The sequence below is a fragment of the Gordonia amicalis genome, from assembly GCF_022059885.1.
In the GTDB taxonomy this organism is placed as follows: Bacteria; Actinomycetota; Actinomycetes; order Mycobacteriales; family Mycobacteriaceae; genus Gordonia; species Gordonia amicalis.
Map to the genome: position 1 here is coordinate 4,867,990 of NZ_CP091855.1, position 20,169 is coordinate 4,888,158.

At 67.3% G+C, this 20,169-nt stretch carries 16 protein-coding genes and 4 pseudogenes; 10 read left to right on the forward strand and 10 right to left on the reverse strand.

The features are described from left to right. Positions 1–34 precede the first annotated feature (34 nt). The 3 genes and pseudogenes from IHQ52_RS22325 to IHQ52_RS22335 all read right to left on the reverse strand — a co-directional run. Positions 35–754: pseudogene (locus tag IHQ52_RS22325) on the reverse strand (SDR family oxidoreductase); the annotation flags it as partial. Continuing rightward, entirely contained in the window at positions 754–1,998 is a 1,245-nt protein-coding gene (locus tag IHQ52_RS22330) for a cytochrome P450 (protein ID WP_006434746.1), read from the reverse strand. The pseudogene IHQ52_RS22325 and the gene IHQ52_RS22330, both read right to left, overlap by 1 nt. Further along, positions 1,998–2,579: a TetR/AcrR family transcriptional regulator gene (locus IHQ52_RS22335; RefSeq protein WP_006434747.1), complete on the reverse strand. Its 582-nt coding sequence runs from the start codon at positions 2,577–2,579 to the stop codon at positions 1,998–2,000. The genes IHQ52_RS22330 and IHQ52_RS22335 overlap by 1 nt, the downstream gene beginning before the upstream one ends. Positions 2,580–2,643: 64 nt before the next feature. On the opposite strand from IHQ52_RS22335, the gene IHQ52_RS22340 reads away from it, so the two are divergent. From IHQ52_RS22340 to IHQ52_RS22360, 5 genes and pseudogenes are all read left to right on the forward strand, one after another. Continuing rightward, complete coding sequence (locus tag IHQ52_RS22340) at positions 2,644–4,110, forward strand: aldehyde dehydrogenase (RefSeq protein ID WP_006434748.1); 1,467 nt, start codon at positions 2,644–2,646, stop codon at positions 4,108–4,110. Positions 4,111–4,406: 296 nt separating this feature from the next. Then, positions 4,407–5,090, forward strand: a pseudogene (locus IHQ52_RS22345) (SDR family oxidoreductase); the annotation flags it as partial. Further along, complete coding sequence (locus IHQ52_RS22350; RefSeq protein WP_236577620.1) at positions 5,091–5,849, forward strand: NAD(P)-dependent oxidoreductase; 759 nt, start codon at positions 5,091–5,093, stop codon at positions 5,847–5,849. It begins immediately after the preceding pseudogene. Then, on the forward strand, positions 5,846–6,235 hold the full coding sequence (locus tag IHQ52_RS22355; protein WP_159404954.1) for a carboxymuconolactone decarboxylase family protein: 390 nt from the start codon (positions 5,846–5,848) through the stop codon (positions 6,233–6,235). Before IHQ52_RS22350 ends, IHQ52_RS22355 begins: the two co-directional genes overlap by 4 nt. Continuing rightward, positions 6,232–7,584 (forward strand): alpha/beta hydrolase domain-containing protein, encoded by a 1,353-nt coding sequence (locus tag IHQ52_RS22360; protein WP_159404955.1) that lies wholly within the window; start codon positions 6,232–6,234, stop codon positions 7,582–7,584. The genes IHQ52_RS22355 and IHQ52_RS22360 overlap by 4 nt, the downstream gene beginning before the upstream one ends. Before the next feature lie 27 nt (positions 7,585–7,611). Here IHQ52_RS22360 and IHQ52_RS22365 read toward each other — a convergent pair whose 3' ends face one another. From IHQ52_RS22365 to IHQ52_RS22380, 4 genes are read right to left on the reverse strand one after another with little or no spacing between them, the layout of a single operon-like run. After that, positions 7,612–8,784: an alpha/beta hydrolase family protein gene (locus IHQ52_RS22365; RefSeq protein WP_159404956.1), complete on the reverse strand. Its 1,173-nt coding sequence runs from the start codon at positions 8,782–8,784 to the stop codon at positions 7,612–7,614. Next, on the reverse strand, positions 8,781–10,229 hold the full coding sequence (locus IHQ52_RS22370) for a wax ester/triacylglycerol synthase domain-containing protein (protein ID WP_159404957.1): 1,449 nt from the start codon (positions 10,227–10,229) through the stop codon (positions 8,781–8,783). The genes IHQ52_RS22365 and IHQ52_RS22370 overlap by 4 nt, the downstream gene beginning before the upstream one ends. After that, a complete protein-coding gene (locus IHQ52_RS22375; protein ID WP_159404958.1) occupies positions 10,230–11,879 on the reverse strand; it encodes an AMP-binding protein in 1,650 nt (549 codons plus the stop codon). It abuts the gene before it with no gap. A gap of 19 nt (positions 11,880–11,898) precedes the next feature. After that, a complete protein-coding gene (locus IHQ52_RS22380; RefSeq protein ID WP_006434756.1) occupies positions 11,899–12,696 on the reverse strand; it encodes a lysophospholipid acyltransferase family protein in 798 nt (265 codons plus the stop codon). A gap of 196 nt (positions 12,697–12,892) precedes the next feature. On the opposite strand from IHQ52_RS22380, the gene IHQ52_RS22385 reads away from it, so the two are divergent. The 5 genes and pseudogenes from IHQ52_RS22385 (at position 12,893) to IHQ52_RS22410 (ending at position 16,835) form a co-directional block, all read left to right on the forward strand. Further along, positions 12,893–13,534 carry a PaaI family thioesterase gene (locus IHQ52_RS22385; protein ID WP_159404959.1) on the forward strand — a complete coding sequence of 214 codons (642 nt, stop codon included), beginning with the start codon at positions 12,893–12,895 and terminating at the stop codon, positions 13,532–13,534. 4 nt (positions 13,535–13,538) lie between these two features. Beyond that, a pseudogene (locus IHQ52_RS23850) lies at positions 13,539–13,873 on the forward strand (alcohol dehydrogenase catalytic domain-containing protein); the annotation flags it as partial. A gap of 126 nt (positions 13,874–13,999) precedes the next feature. Then, the gene (locus IHQ52_RS23855) at positions 14,000–14,545 is read left to right on the forward strand and encodes a zinc-binding dehydrogenase (protein WP_238064305.1); all 546 of its coding nucleotides are present in this window, start codon (positions 14,000–14,002) and stop codon (positions 14,543–14,545) included. A gap of 103 nt (positions 14,546–14,648) precedes the next feature. Continuing rightward, positions 14,649–15,546: pseudogene (locus tag IHQ52_RS22400) on the forward strand (amidohydrolase family protein). Positions 15,547–16,028: 482 nt separating this feature from the next. Next, positions 16,029–16,835 carry a FadR/GntR family transcriptional regulator gene (locus IHQ52_RS22410; RefSeq protein WP_096274612.1) on the forward strand — a complete coding sequence of 269 codons (807 nt, stop codon included), beginning with the start codon at positions 16,029–16,031 and terminating at the stop codon, positions 16,833–16,835. A 4-nt stretch (positions 16,836–16,839) separates the two neighbouring features. On the opposite strand, the gene IHQ52_RS22415 is transcribed toward IHQ52_RS22410, so the two are convergent. From IHQ52_RS22415 to IHQ52_RS22425, 3 genes are all read right to left on the reverse strand, one after another. Further along, positions 16,840–17,586: an amino acid ABC transporter ATP-binding protein gene (locus IHQ52_RS22415; RefSeq protein WP_238063967.1), complete on the reverse strand. Its 747-nt coding sequence runs from the start codon at positions 17,584–17,586 to the stop codon at positions 16,840–16,842. Positions 17,587–17,589: 3 nt separating this feature from the next. Next, positions 17,590–19,326, reverse strand: coding sequence for an ABC transporter substrate-binding protein/permease (locus tag IHQ52_RS22420; RefSeq protein ID WP_238064306.1), 1,737 nt, complete (start codon positions 19,324–19,326; stop codon positions 17,590–17,592). 265 nt (positions 19,327–19,591) lie between these two features. Then, on the reverse strand, positions 19,592–20,128 hold the full coding sequence (locus IHQ52_RS22425) for a hypothetical protein (RefSeq protein ID WP_232513016.1): 537 nt from the start codon (positions 20,126–20,128) through the stop codon (positions 19,592–19,594). Positions 20,129–20,169: the final 41 nt, after the last annotated feature.

Below are 20,169 nucleotides of genomic sequence, written 5' to 3' on the forward strand. Positions count from 1 at the left end.
CGGCCTCCACCTCGACCGCGCGCATGTGGGCACCGCGCGGCATGGTGACCATCGCCGCGACGGCCAGCGCGATGTGCTGGGGTTCGAGGAAGTTGCCGTGGCGGGCCAAGCCGTGCTTGATCCAGTCGTTGAGCATGTCCTCGGTGGTCTTCTGGTCGAGGTTCATGCCCATGCCGGTCAGCGTCTGTCCCGGTCGGACCACACCTGCTCGCACACCGGTGCCCTCGAGTTCGAGCTGGATGGTGGCGACCAGTCCGTCGATCCCCGACTTCGCCGCGACGTAGGCCGACGACCAGGGCCGCGGGTGGAGTACGACATCGGAACCGATGAACACGAAATCGCCTCGGGCACGGTCGATCATGCCGCCGATGACGGCCCGGTAGATCCGGTAGGCACCGGTGAGATGGATGTTGACCTGATCGGCGAAATGCTCCGGACTCGTCTCGTAGGAGAGCCCGACCGCGAGGTCGCCGGCTCCGGCGACCACGATCTCGAGTTCGCCGAGTGCGGCCTCCGCTTTCGCAACGCAGTCGACCACGGACTGTTCGTCGGTCACGTCGAGCGGTACGGCGACCGCCTCGCCGCCCGCGGCGATGATCTTGTCGGCCAGCTCCTGGAGCTTCTCGACTCGGCGGGCCGCCAGGGCCACGGGATGGCCGGCCGCCGCGAGGTGTTCGGCCGTCGCCGCTCCGATGCCCGACGAGGCACCCGCGACGAGGACCGGCCGACGTTCGGGATGAGGACGAAAACCCATCAGCGCACCGTCACTTTCACGGGGAGTTCGGCGAAGCCGCGCACGTTGACCGAGTGCACGCGCACGGCTTTGTCGATGTCGATGTCGACCGCGCGGATCGACCGGATCACCTCGCCGAGACCGATGTTGGCCTCGAGACGGGCGAGATGTGCGCCGAGGCAGAAGTGCGCTCCGAGACCGAAGCTCATCAACGCCTGGCCGTTGTCGCGCCCGATGTCGTACTTGTCGGCATCCGGCCCGAAGACCTCCTGATCACGGTTCGCCGAACCGACGAGGAGGAGGACGCGGTCACCGGCCGGGATCACGTGGTCGCCGTAGGGTGCATCCTCGATCACGCGTCGCACGACGATCTGGGTCGAGTTGTCGTAGCGCAACGTCTCCTCGGTCCACTGCGGGACCGCGAGTTCGGGGTCGGCGAACACCTTGGCCAGTTCGTCGGGATTACGCCAGCCCCAATAGAGCGCATTGGCAAGGAGTTTCGTCGTGGTCTCGTTACCCGCGACCACCATCAGGACCATGAAACCGACGATCTCGTCCTCGGTGAGCCTGATCTTCTCGCGGGTCGCGTCGTCGTCGATCTCGGCCTCGATCAAAGCCGAGACCAGATCCTCGCCGGGACTCTTCCGCCGGTCGGCGATGAGTTCCGAATAGTACTTGTGCAGTTCGATGTACGCGTGGATCGCGGCCTCGGGGATGTCGAGGACACCGTCCTCGCGATGAAGGAGCAGATCGGACTGGTGCCGCAGATGTGTACGGTCGGCTTCGGGGACTCCCAGGAGCTCGGAGACGACGTCCATCGGCAACAGTGCGGCGAAGTCGTGGACGTAGTCGAACTCGCCCATGTCGAGGCACTTGCTCCAGTGCTGGTGCGTCAGCGCGGTGATCCGGCCGGCGAGGTCGTTGACGCGGCGCGGCGTGAAGCCCTTCGAGACCAGCTTGCGGATGCGCATGTGTTTGGGGTCGTCCATCGCGAGGAAGGACATCGACTTGTGTGCGTCGGGCCCGTACGCCGACGGGTCCATCGACACGCCCCAGCTGTTCGAGAACCGTTGCACGTCACGGAATCCCGCGCGGACATCGGCGTGATTCGCCAGTGCCCAGAAGTTCATCTCGGCGTTGTAGTAGACCGGCGCCTCCCGACGGAGCCGGGCGTAGGTCGGATACGGATCCTCGTGGAAGTCATAGGCATACGGGTCGAAGGGGAGGGCTCGCTCCATCCCCGGCACCGATGTCGTTTCGGTCATCACTTCTCCATCAGTAGATGCGCAGCAGCGACAAGACGTTCGGAGGTCTGCTCATAGGTCATGTGCCCCATGCCGGCGTAGACGAGGCCGCCGGAGTAGATCATCTCCAGGGTGTCGAGGAGCGGCCCGGGATTCTCCGGATCCTCCTCGAGCGCGGCGGCCAGACGCCGGCGGATGAACGCACCGATGCGGACGCGGAGGTGCTCGACGTCGGGGTCGGTCCCCAGCAGCGCAACGGTGACCGCACCACCGAGTTGCCCCTCCCCCGCCACGACGAGCGCCACCTCGCGGAGCACCTGCGCGACCCGCTCGCTCGGCGCCGCGGCGGGATCGGGTTCGGAGACCCCCGCGGACAGCCGCCGCCAGAAGACCTCGGCGACCAGATGGCTCTTCGACGAGAAGTACGTGTACGCCGTCGCCGGCGCGACACCCGCGATCTTGGCCACCGACCGCACCGTGAGCCCGTCGAAACCCTCGGCGTTCAGCACGTCGACCGCGGCCTCGGTGAGCCGCGAGACCGTCTCCGCCTGCTGCTGCGTGAGGCGGCGACGTGTGGATTCCTGGGATACGGGGCTGGACATGTGAGCCACGCTACACTAGGTTTGAACGCGAGTCCAGACACCTGTCCAGATGGAGTTCCAGCTCATGCCCCTTCGCCCCGAAACCGCGTCGGATCTGTTGATCGACGGCAAGCTCACCCCCGGCAGCGGCGGTGTCTTCGACGTCGTCAACCCCGCGACCGAGGAGGTCATCGGACAGGCCGCCGAGGCCACCGCCGCCGACATGGACGCCGCGATCGCCGCCGCCCGCACCGCTTTCGACACCACCGAGTGGTCGCGCGACCACGCCTTCCGCGCCCGCTGCCTACGACAACTGCGCGATGCCCTCCTCGCCCACGCCGACGAGTTCCGCGAACTGACGATCGCCGAGGTCGGCTGCCCGTCGTTCCTCACCCACGGCCCGCAGTTCGAGGGACCGGTGACCGATCTCGGCTACTTCGCCGACCTCGCCGAGAGCTACGAGTGGTCCCGCGATCTCGGCGAGGCCAGGCCGATGGGCATCAAGAACCATCGTGAGCTTCGGTCGGAGGCCGTCGGCGTCGTCGGTGCGATCACGCCGTGGAACTTCCCCCACCAGATCAACTTCGCCAAGATCGGGCCGGCCCTCGCCGCCGGATGCACCGTCGTCCTCAAGCCGGCACCCGACACCCCCTGGTGCGCGGCGCTCGTCGGCAAGGTCGTCGCCGAGGAAACCGACCTTCCACCCGGCGTCCTGAACATCGTCACCTCCACCGATCACCGCCTCGGCGAGCAACTGTCCACCGACCCCCGCGTCGACCTCGTCTCCTTCACCGGCTCCACCGCGACCGGCAAGAAGGTGATGGCCGCGGCGTCGGAGTCGCTGAAGAAGGTGTTCCTCGAACTCGGCGGCAAGTCCGCGTTCATCGTGCTCGACGACGCCGACGTCGGTTCGGCGTGCGCGATGGCGGCGTTCAACGTCGTCACCCATGCCGGCCAGGGCTGTGCGATCACCACGCGCCTCGTCGTGCCTCGTCCCAGGCTCGACGAGGCGATCACCGGGACCCGCGACGCGCTGGCCGGCCTCCCGCCCGGCGACCCCACGAGTTCGGGCACCATCTGCGGACCGTTGATCTCCGAGCGTCAGCGTCAGCGCGTCGAGTCCTACATCGAACTCGCCAAGCAGGAGGGCGGCACCATCGAGATCGGTGGTGGCCGTCCGGCCGACAAGCCCAACGGTTTCTTCGTGGAGCCGACGCTGATCTCCGGACTCGACAACTCGGCACGCGTCGCGCAGGAGGAGATCTTCGGTCCGGTCCTGGTGATCATCGCCCACGACGGCGACGACGACGCGATCCGCATCGCCAACGACTCCCCCTACGGACTGTCGGGCATGGTCTACGGCACCGACGAGGACCGGATCAACAAGGTGGTCAACGGTGTTCGCACCGGGACCATGGGCGTCAACGGCGGCATCTGGTACTCCGCCGACGTCCCGTTCGGCGGCTACAAACAGTCCGGCATCGGCCGCGAGATGGGCGTCGCCGGTTTCGAGGAATACCTGGAGACCAAGGCCGTCGCGCGACCCGCGTGACCTCCCCCGCCGGCTGAGCCGGCACCAACCCCGCCGGCTGAGCCGGCACCGACCCCGCCGGCTGAGCCGGTGCCGAGCGAAGCGAGGCACCGCGTCGAAGCCCCCACAGCGGCCCGTCACAGAGCCCACACCACCACCTCCCCCGCCGGCTGAGCCGGTACCGAGCGAAGCGAGAAACGCCTCCCACCCCGCCGGCTGAGCCGGTACCGAGCGAAGCGAGGCACCGCGTCGAAGCCCCGGAGCTCGCAGCGGCCCGTCACAGAGCCCACCCCACCACCCACACAGAAAGCAGGACAATGAGTTCCCAGCGTTTCGAGAACAAGACCGTCATCGTGACCGGCGCCGCCGGCGGGATCGGCGAAGCCTACGCGCGGGCACTGGCCGCCGAGGGCGCCAACGTCGTGGTCGCCGACCTCGCCGACGAGAAGGGCAAGCAGGTCGCGGCGGACATCGGCGGACTGTACGTCAGCACCGATGTGGCCGACGAGGAGTCGGCGAAGGCACTCGCCGCGGCGACGGTCGACGCCTACGGCTCCATCGACGGCCTGGTCAACAATGCGGCGATCTACGGCGGCATGAAGCTCGACTTCCTCATCACCGTGCCGTGGGACTACTACAAGAAGTTCATGTCCGTGAACCTCGACGGTGCGCTCAACGTCACCCGCGCCGTCTACCCGCACATGACCAACGGCGGCGGCGCCATCGTCAACCAGTCCTCCACCGCCGCATGGCTGTACAGCGGCTTCTACGGTCTCGCCAAGGTCGGCGTCAACGGCCTGACCCAGCAGCTCGCCACCGAACTCGGCGGGCAGAACATCCGGGTGAACGCCATCGCACCCGGCCCCATCGACACCGAGGCCACCCGCACGACCACCCCGAAGGAGATGGTCGCCGACATCGTGAACCGGTTGCCGCTCAAACGGTTCGGCAAGCCCGAAGATCTCGTCGGGATGTGCCTGTTCCTGCTCTCCGACGAGGCGATCGGCAAGGTCGTCGACAAGGGTGCGAAGGCGGCCGGTTCACTCGCCGAACTCGCCGCCGGGACCGACATCGTCGGCATCTGCGTCCTGAACGACGAGCAGGTGAGGTCGGTGGTCACCGGGCCCGACGGACTGTTGTCGACGGCCCGTCCGGGCACCATCATCACCGTCCATTCCACGATCGGACCGGACACCGCGGTCGACCTCGCCGAACAGTGCGCGGCCCGCGACGTGGTCCTGCTCGACGCCCCGATCTCCGGTGGCGCGATGGGAGCGGCGTCGGGACGGCTGGCGATCATGGTCGGCGGCCCGCGCGAGGCCTACGAGAAGCTCAAAGAGCCCTTCCGGCTCACCGCCGACATGCTCGTGCACGCGGGCCCGGAGGTCGGCGCGGGCACCAAGATGAAGCTCGCCAGGAACCTCCTGCATTTCATCTCGTTCACCGCGACCACCGAGGCGGCGCGCCTCGCCGAGGCTGCCGGGCTCGATATCACCAAGCTGGGCAAAGTCGTTCGGCACACCGACGCCGTCACCGGCGGTGCCGGTGCGATCATGCTGCGGGAGACCACGGCGACGCTCGACACCGACGATCCGTGGTACGGCATCTTCACCGGCGTTCGTACACTGGGCGAGAAGGACCTCTCGCTGGCGCTCGCGCTCGGCGACGAACTCGGCGTCGACCTGCCTCTCGGGCAGATCGCACTCCGCGAGCTGGCCCCCGGACTCGGTGTCCCCCATCTCGAAGGAGAAACCGCATGACCCGATCCAATGTCTCCGACGACGCACCCGACGAGGTGCGCAAGCGCGGCCTGAGGCGGATGTCCGAGGTCTACGGCTGGGAGGTGAGCGATGGTCCCGGCGACTACTTCGCGCACACCGCCGACCAGGTGTTCGGCAACGTATGGGCTCGCGAGGGTCTCTCCGACGGGGATCGGCGACTGATCCTGCTCGGTGCACTCGCGGCGGGCAACAACATCGACGTCGCCGAGATCCAGGCCGGGGCCGCTCTGGGCAACGGCGAGCTGACGCCCGAACAGCTCGAGGAGATCAGTCTCTTCCTCTGCTATTACATCGGCTGGCCCCAGGGCACCAAGATGCACTTCATGTTCGGTGAGGTCATCAAGAAGTACCGGAAGCAGAAGTGAACAAGCACATCATGTTTCGCCCGCTGGCAGACGGCAAGGGTCCCTCGTTGCTGAGTGCCTCGCCGGTGCCCGACCTCGCCGCCGCCGGATACACCGACACCGAATACGCCGCGTCGGGAATCGCCGACCGGCTCGTCGGCGACGGAGACACACCTCCGGCCGAGTTCACGACCCGGCTGGTCGTCCGACGCCCCGCAAACGCGGCCGCGTTCAACGGCTGTGCCGTCGTGGAGTGGCTGAACGTGAGCAGCGGCAGTGATGCCGCGCCCGAGTATTCCTATCTCGCCGCCGAATTGGTGCGCGCGGGTTACGCCTGGGTGGGGGTCTCGGCACAGTACGTCGGTGTCGAGGGCGGCACCGGTTCGGTGGGCGTCGCCACCGGTGAACCCCAGAGTCTGTCCGCCAAGGACCCGGGCCGCTACGGCGGACTACATCACCCCGGTGACGCCTACTGCTACGACATCTTCCGCTCGATCGGATACGCGGTTCGTGGTGACCACTCCGGAGAGGCACCGACCCCGTATCACCCGCTCGCCGGACTCTCCGTCGGCATGGTGCTCGCGGTCGGCGAATCGCAATCCGCGATGGCCCTGACCACCTATGTCAACGCGGTGGCCGCCGCCGGGGACTTCGACGGGTTCCTCATCCACAGTCGTGCGGCTGCAGGTCTGCCCGCCGGCGACGTGGGTACGGGCATCGATGTGGGCACCGTGTTCAGCGGCGAACCCACCAGGATCCGTACCGATCTCGACGCACCGGTCCTCGTCGTGCAGACCGAGACCGATCTGCTGACCAACTTCCGCTACCACCTCGTTCGTCAGCCGGACACGGACCGTCTGCGGGTGTGGGAGATCGCCGGTACCTCACACGCCGACCTGCATCAGATCGGCGACTTCGAGGAGTTCCTCGGCTGCCCCGATCCGGTGAACCGCGGCCAGCAGCGCTTCGTGTTGCGCGCGGGGCTGCGCCATCTCCGCGCGTGGGCCGACGGCGGGGATCCGCCACCGGTCGCCGATCCGCTGCGTCTGCGCGGGGTGACGACTGCCGAACCCGAGTTCGAGGTCGACGACATCGGCAACGTCCTCGGCGGCGTCCGTACGCCGTGCGTCGACGCGCCGACGCATGTGTTGAGTGGCGTTGTCCCCGATCCGATCTCTCGCATCTGCCTACTGTTCGGATCGACCCACCCCGTCCCCGCGCATCTGCTCGCAGAGCGCTACGGCACACGCGACGAATACGAGAAGCACTATCGTGACGCCGCCGACGCGGCCATCAACGCCGGGTTCGTCTTGGTCGAGGACCGGGACGAGCTGATCGCCGACGCGAATCCGGACATGGTGCCCGAGTAGGTTTTCCGGGACTCGTCGCGGGCGACGTCAGTTGATCGCCCGCTTGCCCTCCTCGGCCGGGCCGGCCGGGCGCGCGCGTTCACTCAGGAATCCGTCCGTCGCGTGCCGGATGCCGGTCGAAATGGCATGGCCGACATGGCTTCCGGGATACCAGTGGATGCGTCCACCCCAGTGCTCGTGGAGCTGCTGTGCAGCCGACACCCAGGTCACGCGGTCGTTGAGTGCCGCGACCACCATCCGGCGGTCCGGGGTTGCGATCGGTTGCACCGACAGCGGACTGATGACGCTCGCCACCTCGCGCACCGACTCGTCGCGCATCAACGATGCGAGGCGCTGCCCCTTGGGTCCGCCGCGAGACATGTGATGGGCGAGCGTCGCATGCATGTCCAGCATCGGCACCACCGCGAGCACTGCGGCGATCCGCGGGTCCATCGACGCGGCCAGGGCGGCGATGGGGCCACCCAGAGACGTTCCGGCGATCGAGATCTCGGCTGGTTCGTGACTCTCGATCCAGGTGATCAGCGACCGGATCTCGGCGACGGCGCGGACCGTGATGAGGGTGTTCACCAGCGGGTCGAAACCCGGATAGGACACCTTCGTCACGCGCCGGGGTCCGTGCGCGGGGAGCACCGGGAACGCGACGTCGTAGCCGAGCTTCTTGTGGAGATGCGCCGCCCGGAACGCATACAGGTCATCCGGTCGTCCCTGCGCGGCACCATGCACCCAGATCAGCCATCGGGCGCCGGCCCGGCGCTTCGTCATCACCCGGACCGACGAGATGCCGTCGGCGTACGGGTCCAGCGCCGCCACCGATGCCGGCAACTTCGGGTCGACGGCATAGTCGATGTGCTCGAACGACGTGGTGCCGAAGACCTTGCGGTCGCGCGACAGGATCCTGGGCGCACCGGGATCCCGATGCATCCCAGCGGGTCCCAGTCGGAGGAATTCGTCGGCCACATCGGCGCATCGCGCCACCATGTCCTCGACCGTCTCCATCGGCGGGATGTCCCGGATCACCGAGTTGACCGCGATGAACAGTTCGTCGATCGCGGTCTCCCCGACCTGCCGCGGCCCGCACCCGGCTGCCGGGATACCCGTCTCCGGGTTTCCTCGTCCCGCCGCGATCGAACTGCCGATCGCCCGAGGCAGTACGCCGGCGAACAATCCTAGCCTGGCTCGTTCGGTCTCCCAGTCGATCAACTGGCCTCCCGTGCCATCTCGCCGATACCGAGCGCATCGGTCGCCTCGTCGACCGCCCGCACGACCCGGCGGAGGAACCCGGCCGGGTCGGGCATGGATTCCGGTGTTGCGATGAGTCCCATGCTGAGCCGTCCGGCGTAGCTGTAGGTTGTCAGGTTCACGTCGGCCGGCGCGATCGCCAGGGCGAAGGAGATCCAGTCGACCACCTCGATGTCGCCGATCCAGCGCGTGGTCCGGGGGCCGGGCATGTTGGCGGTGGTGATGTTGTTCATCACCAGCGGTGCCCGGTTGGCGGCCAGTCCGCGGAAGAACGGACCGAGCCGTCCGGTATAGGTCGCCAGCTTCTCGGTCAGGTCGAAGCCGACGTCCCGACGGCACGCCACGGTGGCCGCGCAGCTCTCGCCGGTCGCGACGATCCGCTCGACGGGATCGGCCAGATCGGAGCGCAGATACGCCATGGCGGTGGCGATCTCGTTGCCGTGAACCCGGTTGGACCCGAGGTCTTTGCAGACCCCGAAGATCGTCACCGGGGTGCCCGGCTCCTCGCCGCGCGCGATGAGCTCGTCCCTGATCGCACCGGCGATCACACCGTGCAGGGCACCGTTCACCGTGGTGCCGGCGGCCAGGGCGATCCGCTGGATGTCGGCCAGCGCGATGTCGGCCGACGCACATACCCGGTTCGCCCCGCTACGTGCGTTGAAGCTGGTACGACGCACCGTCAGCGGTTTCGGGATCAGCTCGCCGTTGGACGCCTTGCGCCGCGCTGCCACCGCGTGCCGGGCCGCGGAGACCACCGACGGGAGTCGACGGACCAGTCGACGCGACTCCGCGCGCGCCGCCTTCGTGAGGGTCCGCGCGTCCTGCTCGAGAGCCTCGGGGACAGGTGCCGGGGGAACACGATCGCCCGGTTCTGCGGTGGCGGCCATGAAGGTGTTGAGCGCCGCGAGTCCGTCGGCCACCGCGTGGTGGACACGGACCACGACCGCTTGCCGACCGCCGTCGAGACCGTGAACCAGGGTGAGTGCCCACAGCGGACGGTTGCGGTCGAGTTGCGCGACCGCGAGTTCGGACAGCACGGCGTCGAGTTCGGTGCGTCCACCCGGGGCGCCGACCCACACCTCGTCGATGTGGTCGGAGACGTCGAAACCGTTGTCCTGCACCCAGAAGGGGCGCGCCGAACAACCGGGCACCCAGCGCACCCGCTGGGTGGCACGCGGGAACATCCCGAGATAGCGCGGCAGGACGTCGGCGATCTCGGCGAGTGACAGTGGACGACCGTGTCGGGACGTGTCGAGGACCGCGACCTTGAGAGTGTGCATCGGGTTCGACGGGGTCTCCATGTTGAGCATCAGCGCGTCCGGCCCCGTCATGCGCTCGGCACCCGAACCGGCATCGGCACCGGCGAACAACTCGGTGACGTCAGGTGTGTTGCGTGCGTTCGTCATTCAGCTCACCTTCCGTTCCGGTCCGGCCGACTCCAGGTCGCGCTTGAGGATCTTGCCGGTGGCGTTGCGGGGCAGTTCGTCAAGGAACTCGACGTCGCGCGGAACCTTGAACCCGGCGAGCTGTTCCTTGACGTGCCGGCGGATCTGGTCGGCACCGATGAGGGTCTGCGGAGTCCGCACCACGTACGCGGCCAGACGCTGACCGAACTTGTCGTCGTCGACCCCGATGACGGCGACCTCGTGCACCTCGTCGAGGGCACCGATGACCTGCTCGACCTCGAGCGGATAGACGTTCTCGCCGCCGGAGACGATCATCTCGTCGTCGCGACCGACCACGAACAACCGGCCGTTCTCGTCGAGCCGCCCGACGTCACCGGACACCATGTGCCCATCACTGAAGGATTTGGTGTCGGAGGTCGTGTATCCGTCGAATCCGGAGTTGTTGGCGACCACGATGCGACCGATCTCGCCGACCGGGAGTTCGCGATCGTCGTCGCCGAGAATCCGGACGCTGGTGCCGGTCAGCGGCCGGCCGGCGGTGTCCGGGCTGATGCGCAGGTCCTCGGGTGTCGCGGTACTGATCAATCCGGCTTCGGTGGCGTTGTAGCTGTTGTAGACGACGTCGCCGAAGCGGTCGAGGAAGGCGATCAGGGCATCGGTACGCATCCGCGAACCGCTCGCCGTGGCGAATCGCAGACTGGGCATCGGATGCGCGTCGAGAACCTCGTCGGGCAGGTCCATGATGCGTTCGAGCATCACGGGGACGACGGCGAGTCCGGTCGCCTCGTGGTCGCGGACGAGGTCGAGGGTCGCGACCGGGTCGAAGCGGCGGCGCATGATCATGGTGCACGTCATGGTCGCCGAGATGGCGACCTGCCCGAATCCCCAGGCGTGGAAGATCGGCGCCGCGATCACCGTGGATTCTCCTGCGCGCCAAGGAATGCGATCGAGCATCGCGGCCAGCGACGCGATGTCGGTACTACCACCGCGACGCGCGCTCTTCGGGGTACCCGTGGTGCCCGAGGTCAGCAGCACGATGCGTCCGGCGCGCTCCGGCCGTGCGGGTCGCCGGCCAAGGTTCGCGTCGATGAACGAGTCGGTCGTGAAACCCGAGACCGGCCCGGTCTCGGTCCAGGCGTGGATGCGGCGCATCCCCGGAAGCCGTTCCGCCGCCGGAGCGATGACCTCGTCGAACTCGTCGTCGGCGATGAGGACGTCGGCACCCTCCCGCTCGAGGACGTCGGCGAGCTGAGGTCCGGCGAAGCCGGTGTTGAGCAGCACCGCGTCGGCACCGAGCCGCGACGTCGCGGCGAGTGCCTCGATCAGTCCGCGGTGGTTGCGGCAGAGGATCGCGACGGTCGTGACCGGAGCGCCGGGGAGCTCACGCAGTCCGACGGCCAGGGCGTCGCAGCGCGCGTCCAGCTCGCCCCATGTGAGGCGGCCCGCCTCGTCGATCAGGGCCAGGCCCTGCGGGGCACGGGCGGCGGCCAGACCGATTCCGCTCACCGGTGACGCACCGCCGTGGCGACGCAGGTTGAGACCCATCCGGAGGTAGCGGTCGAGTCGCAGCGTGCCGAGGAAGCCGCTGCGGACGAGGGTACGAACGAGCCACGTGTAGGTGGTGACGCGATCGCGGAAACGAGTGATCATCGTCGATCTCCTTTCGTGGTCAGCCGAGCACCGGGAACCGGCGCTCGCGGGCGAGCCCGTCGAGGGCATGCTGCATGTGCTTGCGGATCATCTGGTCCACCTCGGCATGGTCGGGATCGGTCCCGAACTCGGCCGTGATGTCGATGGGGTCGAGAACCTGGGTGACCAGCTTCGACGGCAGCGGCACGTTCGGCGGGAAGTGGGCGGTGAGCCCGAACGGGAAGCCGAACGCGAACGGCGCGCTGTCGACCCGGAGCAGCTTCTGCAGTCCGAGCAGCTTGGCGAGGCTGTCGCCGCGGTTCAGGAAGAGCTGTGTCTCCTGGCCGCCGATGGTGACGATCGGGACGATCGGGACGCCCGCTTCGAGAGCGGTGCGGATGTAGCCGGTGCGTCCGTGGAAGTCGATCGTCGCGGACTGGCTGGTGGGACGCAGCGCTTCCCATTCGCCGCCAGGGAACACGATGGTCGCGGCACCGGCTCTGAGTGCGGCGACGGCGTTCTTGGGGTGGGCCGGCAGGAAGCCGACCTTGCCGAAGATCTGTTTGCCCGCGCCGGTGAAGATGAGGTCGTGGGCGAGGGTGTACAGCGGCCGGTCGGGTCCGAACTCGTCGGCGAATGCGACGCTGATCACCGGGACGTCGAAGGCCATCAGCCCGCCGGAATGGTTGGAGACCAGCAGGGCGCCCCCGTCGGGAACCTTGTCCATGCCCCGGACCTCGGAGCGGAAGTAGGTCTTGGCCACGAGTTTCAGGACGGGTAGCACCCGTTTGACCCAGGTCTCGTCGCGAGCGGTGAGGTCGAAGGTTTCGGCACTCATCGTGGAGCAGCGCCTGTGGTTGTGTTTCCGCCTCGCGCGGGGTCACCGCCGGAGGTCGCCCGTGGGCTGGATGACCTGGTGGTCGGTGTCCACGAAAACAGAAACGAGAACACGTTCTAATGTTTGAATTAGAACACGTTCTACTGCAGGCCTCCACCCTTCGTTACCTATGCCACACCTACTGATCGGTAGACATATGGAGTTCATCCTCGAGGACATAACCGAAGACGAAGTCGCTCGTCGACGCGGCGTCTACACGCCCCTGACCGACACCGTGCGCGACCTCGTCGACGCCGTGATCCGCACCGAGGTGGGCGAGGATGCACTCGCCGACGCGCAGCGGCGGATCGCCGAGATCGTCGCCGACCTGCGCACCGAGCAGATGGACGGCCCATACGGCGTCCGGCACACGCGCGAGAACACCGGCATGGCCTGGGGGAATGCCGTGATCGGCGTACGCAACGCCCTGGCACCCCCGCTCGACATCGAACACGTCCGCGACGGCGTGCGCAGCGAGTTCACCCTGGGTGCCGCCTACGAGGGACCGCCGGGGCAGGTCCACGGCGGCGTCTGCGCCATGCTCCTCGACCATCTGCTCGGCAACGCGGCCAGTTACTCCTCACCGTGCTACACCGGCACCATCACCGTCCGCTACCTGCGCCCCACTCCCCTCGGCGCGCTGGTGGCCCAGGCGTGGGTGACCGAGCAGAACGGGCGCAAACGCATCGCACGCGGCACCATCTCCGACGCCGAGGGCGTGACCTGCGAGGCCGAGGGCGTCTTCATCGTCCCGCGATCCGCGGTCGACGGACCCGTGGTGCGCTGGTCGGAGGGCTGAGCGGATGCGTGCCGCGGTGACCACCGCAGACGGATTCGAGGTCGTCGAGGTCGTCGACCCCACGCCCGGACCCGGTGAACTCGTCCTCCGGGTCGCCGCGAACGGCATCTGCGGCTCCGACCTGTCGACCGCCCCGTTTCTCCCACCCGGCACCATCTTGGGACACGAGTTCGCCGGGAGGTCGTCGCGGTCGGCCCACCCGACCCCGCCGACGGCGCACACCACGGTTTCCGCCTCGGCGATCACGTCGCGTCGATGCCCGTCCGCGGCTGCCGACGATGTCGCGCCTGTCTGGTCGGCGACATCGCTCGCTGCCCGTCCGTCCGCACCCTGGGGCTGGGCGTCCTCCCCGGGGCACTGGCCGAGTTCGTCGTCGTCGGTGCGGCCGAGAGTGTGCGGGTCGATGGCATCGACCCGGTGGACGGCGCCCTGGTCGAACCCCTCGCGGTCGGTCTGCACATCGTGATGCGGGCCGGGATCGAACCCGCCGACCGCGTCCTCGTGCTGGGCGCCGGCCCGGTGGGAACGGCAGTGCTGCACTGGTTGTCGCGCGGCGTGGCCGGTGAGGTGATCAGCTCCGACCCCTCGCCCGGTCGGCGTGCCGCGGCCCTCGACGCCGGCGCATCCGCGGTGCACACACCGGAGCAGCTGTCCGGAGAGGTCCGCGACGGCTTCGACGTCGTCATCGAATGCGTCGGCAAACCCGGGATGATCGCCGCGGCGCTCGATGCCGTCCGAACCCACGGCCGCATCGTCGTCGCCGGCGTGTGCCTCGGCGATGATCACTTCATGCCCGTCGCAGGCATCGTCAAGGAAGCGTCCATGCACTTCGTCTCCTACTACACCAAGACCGAGTTCTGCACCGCGGCCGCCGAACTGAACCGCGGCGCGGTGGGCTCGTCGACGCTGGTCAGCCAGATCGTCGGGCTCGACGAGGTGGACCGCGTGTTCGCCGAGTTGTCGGCGCCCAATGATCATCGGAAGGTGCTGATCTCGCCCGCCGTCGGCTGACCGGCCGAGATGCCCTGCGACCTCCGCCGGGCGTACCGTCGTACGGGTGAACAGTGCCGTTCCCGAAGCCTCCAGACCTGACAGCCCCAGACCTGAGGGCCCTGTGCCGTTCAGCTCCCACGAGGCGGATCGGGTGCGCGCGGTCTGGCAGGACCTCCACCTGCCGGGCATCGTCGACGTCCACACCCACTTCATGCCGCGTCCGGTCATGGACAAGGTGTGGTCGTACTTCGACTCCGCGGGGCCGCTGGTCGGGCGGGAGTGGCCGATCACCTACCGTGCCGAGGAGGACGTCCGGGTGTCGACGCTGCGCGAATTCGGTATCCGCGCCTACTCGTCGCTGGTCTACCCGCACAAGCCGAACATGGCGGAGTGGCTGAACGGCTGGGCCAACGACTTCGCCGCCAACCACGAGGACTGCCTGCACACCGCGACGTTCTACCCGGAGGAATCGGCCACCACCTACGTCTCTCGCGCGATCCAGGCGGGAACGCAGGTCTTCAAGAGCCACATCCAGGTCGGCGACTACTCCCCCATGGATTCCCTGCTCGACGGAGTCTGGTCGCAGATCGCCGACTCCCAGGTGCCGGTGATCATCCACTGCGCTCGGGTCCCGCACCCGGCCGGCACACCGGGCCGGAGCCCATTCGCGCTCTACTGCATCGGTTCCCGTCGTTGCCGCTGATCATCGCGCACATGGGCATGCCCGAATACGCGGCCTTCCTCGACCTCGCGGGCGAGTACCCCAACGTGCACCTGGACACCACGATGGCGTTCACCGACTTCGCCGAGGAGGACGCCCCGTTCCCCGCGGACCTTCGGTCGCGTCTCGTCGACGCCGGGGACAGGATTCTGTTCGGCAGCGACTTCCCCAACATCCCCTACGGTTACACGCACGCCCTCGAAGCCGTCACCGGCCTGGGGTTCGACGACGACGGCGGCGCAATGTGTTGTACCGCAACGCCGCTCGGCTGTTCGGGCTCGATCGGCCCAGCGAATGACGATGTCGGTGTCCGCGCCACGGAGCACGGACACCGACATCGCAGAGATCCACCACGGGGGCCGGCGGATCCCGACCCGGGCGAACTCGGCATCACATGCAACACGCTGTGTTCCGGATACGTGGAGATCCCGACGCGGGTTCCGACGCAGTCGTCGTCGGCAGGAAAGGCCAACACGGGCCGCTACTCGAATCCTCAGCAGAATTACAAGGACCTGACAAGGACGGGCCGACATGCGACCCTGGACGAGGTCACGCACGCCGCTGTGAGCCTCCTGGGCGAGCACAGTGGCGCGATCACCGGAACCACCCTCAACGTCGACGGTGGATCGTCCCCGTACTGAACCCGCCGCGTCGAGCGCCGGTTTCGTTCACACGTACGAAATTCCGAAGTCGGACACCGTTCACCAGTAGTGTGCAATCCGACTGCGAATCCAGCCAGCGGCTCGCGGACCGCCGCCACCGAATGAGAAAAGGTCGACGATGACACGCGAACTGACCCGCACGGGTCTCCCGATCATCTACAACCCCGGAGAGATGCGATCGTCTTCGGAGAAGAATGGCGAGACCACGCGTGCCCCCAAGGCATCGGAGACCACCGCCGCGTCGATCGTCTCCGACATCGTCAGCCTGGGGCTGCGGCGCGGCGACCGTCTCCCGGCCGAGAGCGACATGCTCGCCAACTACTCGGTCAGCCGCGAGACCCTCCGTGAGGCGCTTCGCATCCTCGAGGTCCAGGGGCTGATCACGCTCAAGCGCGGCCCCGGTGGGGGTCCGTTCGTGAGCGCGCTCAACGCGTCCTACCTCGCGCGCACCGCCACGCTGTATTTCCATCTCGCCGGCGCGACCTACGACGAGGTCTTCGACACCTGGGAGATCCTGGAACCGCAACTGTCCGCCAAGGTCGCCCGGATCGAGGATCGGAAGCTGAAGGAGGCCGCCTTCGCGCGGTTCCTCGACTACGACGTCGAGGAACACGAGGAGAGCGAGATCTTCAGCGATCTCAACAACTTTCACGCCGTCATCGCCGAACTCAGCGGCAATCGCGTCCTCACGCTGCTCACGCAGGCGATCGACCACATCGTCGTCGAGCACGTCCTCGAGGCCGGCCGCGACACCATCGCCGAGGACGATGCGATGAGCCACGACCACGCCGACATCGCCAAGGCGATCATCGCGGGCCGTCCTCGTAAGGCGGAGACGCTGATGCACGATCACATCAGCGAGGTCGTCCAACGGTTCCGGGACCGTCACCCGGAACGGTCCGACGAACTCGTGCAGTGGATGTGAGCTGCTACAGGACCTGAGACAGGAACGTACGCAGTCGTTCCGACTTCGCGTCGTCGAAGATCTCGCCGGGCTCACCGGTTTCCACCACGACGCCGTGATCCATGAACAGCACGTTGTCACTCACATTGCGCGCGAAGCCCATCTCGTGGGTGACGACGACCATCGTCATGCCCTCGGATGCGAGGTCGGCCATGAGTGCGAGCACACCCTTGACGAGTTCGGGATCGAGAGCCGAGGTCGCCTCGTCGAAGAACATCACCTCCGGTGTCATCGCGAGTGCACGCGCGATGGCCACACGCTGTTGCTGACCGCCCGACAGGCGTGCGGGTCGCACGTCGGCCTTCTCGGTCAGGCCGACGATCTCCAGTTGCTTCAGCGCGACGTCGCGTGCCTCGTCTTTGCTCAGCCCCTTGAGTTTCCGCGGTCCGAACGCGACGTTCTCGACCACCGTCTTGTGCGGGAACAGGTTGAAGTGCTGGAACACCATGCCGATTCGGCGGCGCAGTTCGTCCGGGTTGTCCTGGAGCACCGACCGGCCGTCGAGCAGGATGTCCCCCTGGTCGGGTTCGTGCAGGCGGTTCAGTACCCGCAGGAGCGTCGACTTGCCCGATCCCGAGGGGCCGATGACGGTGGTCGTCGTACCCGCGTCGACCTGGATGTCGACGCCGCGCAGCACGTGATGTCTGGCGAAGGACAGGTGCAGGTCGGTACCGGTCAGCGACACAGCTTTTCGTGTGGTGGTGGCAGGCATGGCCTATCCCTTCTCGACGACGGTGACGGGCAACGGATCATCGTGGACATCGGCCGGCCTACCGGTACGGAGGCGACGGTCGATGTAGTTGACCAGGTGCGTCAGCGGGATGGTGAGGATGAGGTACATGATGCCCGCGGCGACCAGCGGAGACAGGTTTCCGGTCTGCGCGTTGAGGTCTCGGCCGACGGCGAACAGTTCGCGCTGGCTGGCGAGCAGTCCGAGGAAGTAGACCAGGGAGCTGTCCTTGATGAGGCTGATGAACTGGTTCATCAGTGCGGGCAGCACGCGCCGGACGCCCTGTGGGATCACCACCAGCCGCATCGACTGCCGATAGCTGAAGCCGATCGCACGCGACGCCTCGAGCTGACCGTCGTCGACGCTCTGGATACCGGATCGGAAGATCTCGCCGATGTAGGCGGCCGCGAGCAGTGCCAACGCGACGGCGCCCAGCCAGTACGGGTTGTTTCCGGTGAGGCCCTTGACCACCGGGCCCACGCCCAGGCCGACGATGAGGATGACGACGACGGCCGGCAGACCGCGGAAGATGTCCGTGTAGACACGTGCGGGCCAACGCAACCAGCGCGACCGGGAGATGCCGCAGACCGCGAGGATCATCCCCAGGATGGTGCCCAGCACACCGGAGACCACGGAGAGGATCAGCGTGTTGACCAGGCCGGTCTTGATCAGTTCGGGGAACGACTTCTCGTAGAGCTCCCAGTTGAAGAAGGTGTCACCGAGCTGTTCGAGCGTGCTCTTGGGCGTGGTGGCTTCGGTCGGGCCGGCGTTCTCGGCGTTCTCGGCGGCGATCGCGGCGATGTCGGGGAGTTCGGGTTCGGGTGCGGCTTTGCTGCCCGGCTTCCAGCCTTCGGGGAGTTCGCGCGGCACCCAGTCGACGTAGAGCTTGGCGTAGGTGCCGTCGGCGATGATGGCGTCGAGCCCGGAGTTCAGGGCCTCGACGAGCTTGGGCTTGTTCTTGCCGACCGCCCACGCGACGAAGTTGTTGACGCTGAAGGTGTTCTCCACGATGGCGGTGCCGTCGCCCTCGCGTACCGCGCCTTCCGCCTGTTGCGACGGCGCGACCCACGCGTCGACCTGACCGCTCTTGAGATTGGCGTAAGCCGTTGCGTAGTCGGGGAACTTGACCGGGTCGAGGCCGAGCGTGTTGACGACGTAGTCGTCCTGCACGGTGCCCTGGACGACGGCGATACGGGTGGAGTCCGACAGGTCGCCGAATCCCTTGATGGGACCGCCCTCGGGGGCGACGAGCGAGAAGTAGCCGAAGTCGTAGCCGTTGGTGAAGTCGACGGTCTTGCGACGGTCGTCGGTGGTCGTGATCGACGACGACCCGACGTCGAACCGGTTGTTGGCGACCTGCGAGAGCAGACCGGCGAACTCGGTGCCGTTGAACTCGATCTGCAGACCCAGCTTCGCGGCGATGGCTTTGAGGAGTTCGTTGTCGAAGCCGGTGAAGTTGCCGGCGCTGTTGACACAGATGCTGGGTCCGGCGTCGGACAAGGTGCCGACGGAGATCTTGCCCGGCGCAAGCAGTTCGAGCGAGCCGATGTCGATCTGGTCGATCGGCGTCGTGCTCGGGGTGGTGTATTTGTCCTCACCGCCCTGCTCCGCGGCGGCCAGGTTGACCGGCGCAGCCGACGCCGACGCAAGCCCGGCCGGGCTACAGCTGTCGTCGGGGGCTGCCTGGGCATGCGGCGCGGGTCCGCCGAGGATCGTCAGCATGCCGACGATGGCGGCGGTCAGCGCCAGCGCGAGGATTCGAACCACGCGCGGAGCGGCTCGATGAGCGCGGGGAGATCGGTGGTTGGACACCACTCGGACCCTAGCCCGACCCCGCGGTCACGTCCCAAATTTTTGCTCACCGGTGAGCGTAACCCCACTGAACTGGGGTTTTATCTCCGAGCCGCCGGGGCAGGTGGCACGGATCAGCAACAGGTTTCGCTGAGCGAAACCTACTGCTGACTCACCCGCTGCGCGTTCGCGCGTCTCAGACTCCGGCGCCCGACCAGCCCGGGAACGACGGGCCGGGAGACGTCAGGTCTCCCATGTCACCGCAGATACTCGGGTCGGGCATCGGTTCCCGCCCCCACTTGTCAGGCCCCGACCCCCGTGGCGCCCACGAATCCGTGTACTCCGACACCCACCAATCTCCGAATACGTCATAGCCGGGAAACAGGCTGGGACCGGGCCGGGTTTCGGGCGGCGACTCGCCCTCACGATGGAACGTCAGACGGTCGACCGCCACGAACCTGTCGCGGGCATCGGGGACATTCTCCGAATCGAAATAGGGCGGAAAACTCGCTTCTTCGGTGCTCACCTGCCCGGATGTGCACACAAGCGCGACAGCAGAGTTGTCGCCGAGGTCACGAACGTCGGCAATCTTATAGATCTCATCCACCGTCTGGTAGTCGTTGCTGCCCAGAGGCGGCATCCAATCCTTGCGCCCAGGAATCGCGTCTTTGATGCCTGGAAACTCACCGTCAACATCCCAGTCGAAGAGTAGTAGGGTTTCTCCTTCGATCACCCCACGAATGAACGTCCCCGTCGGGGATGACAGGTCGACAG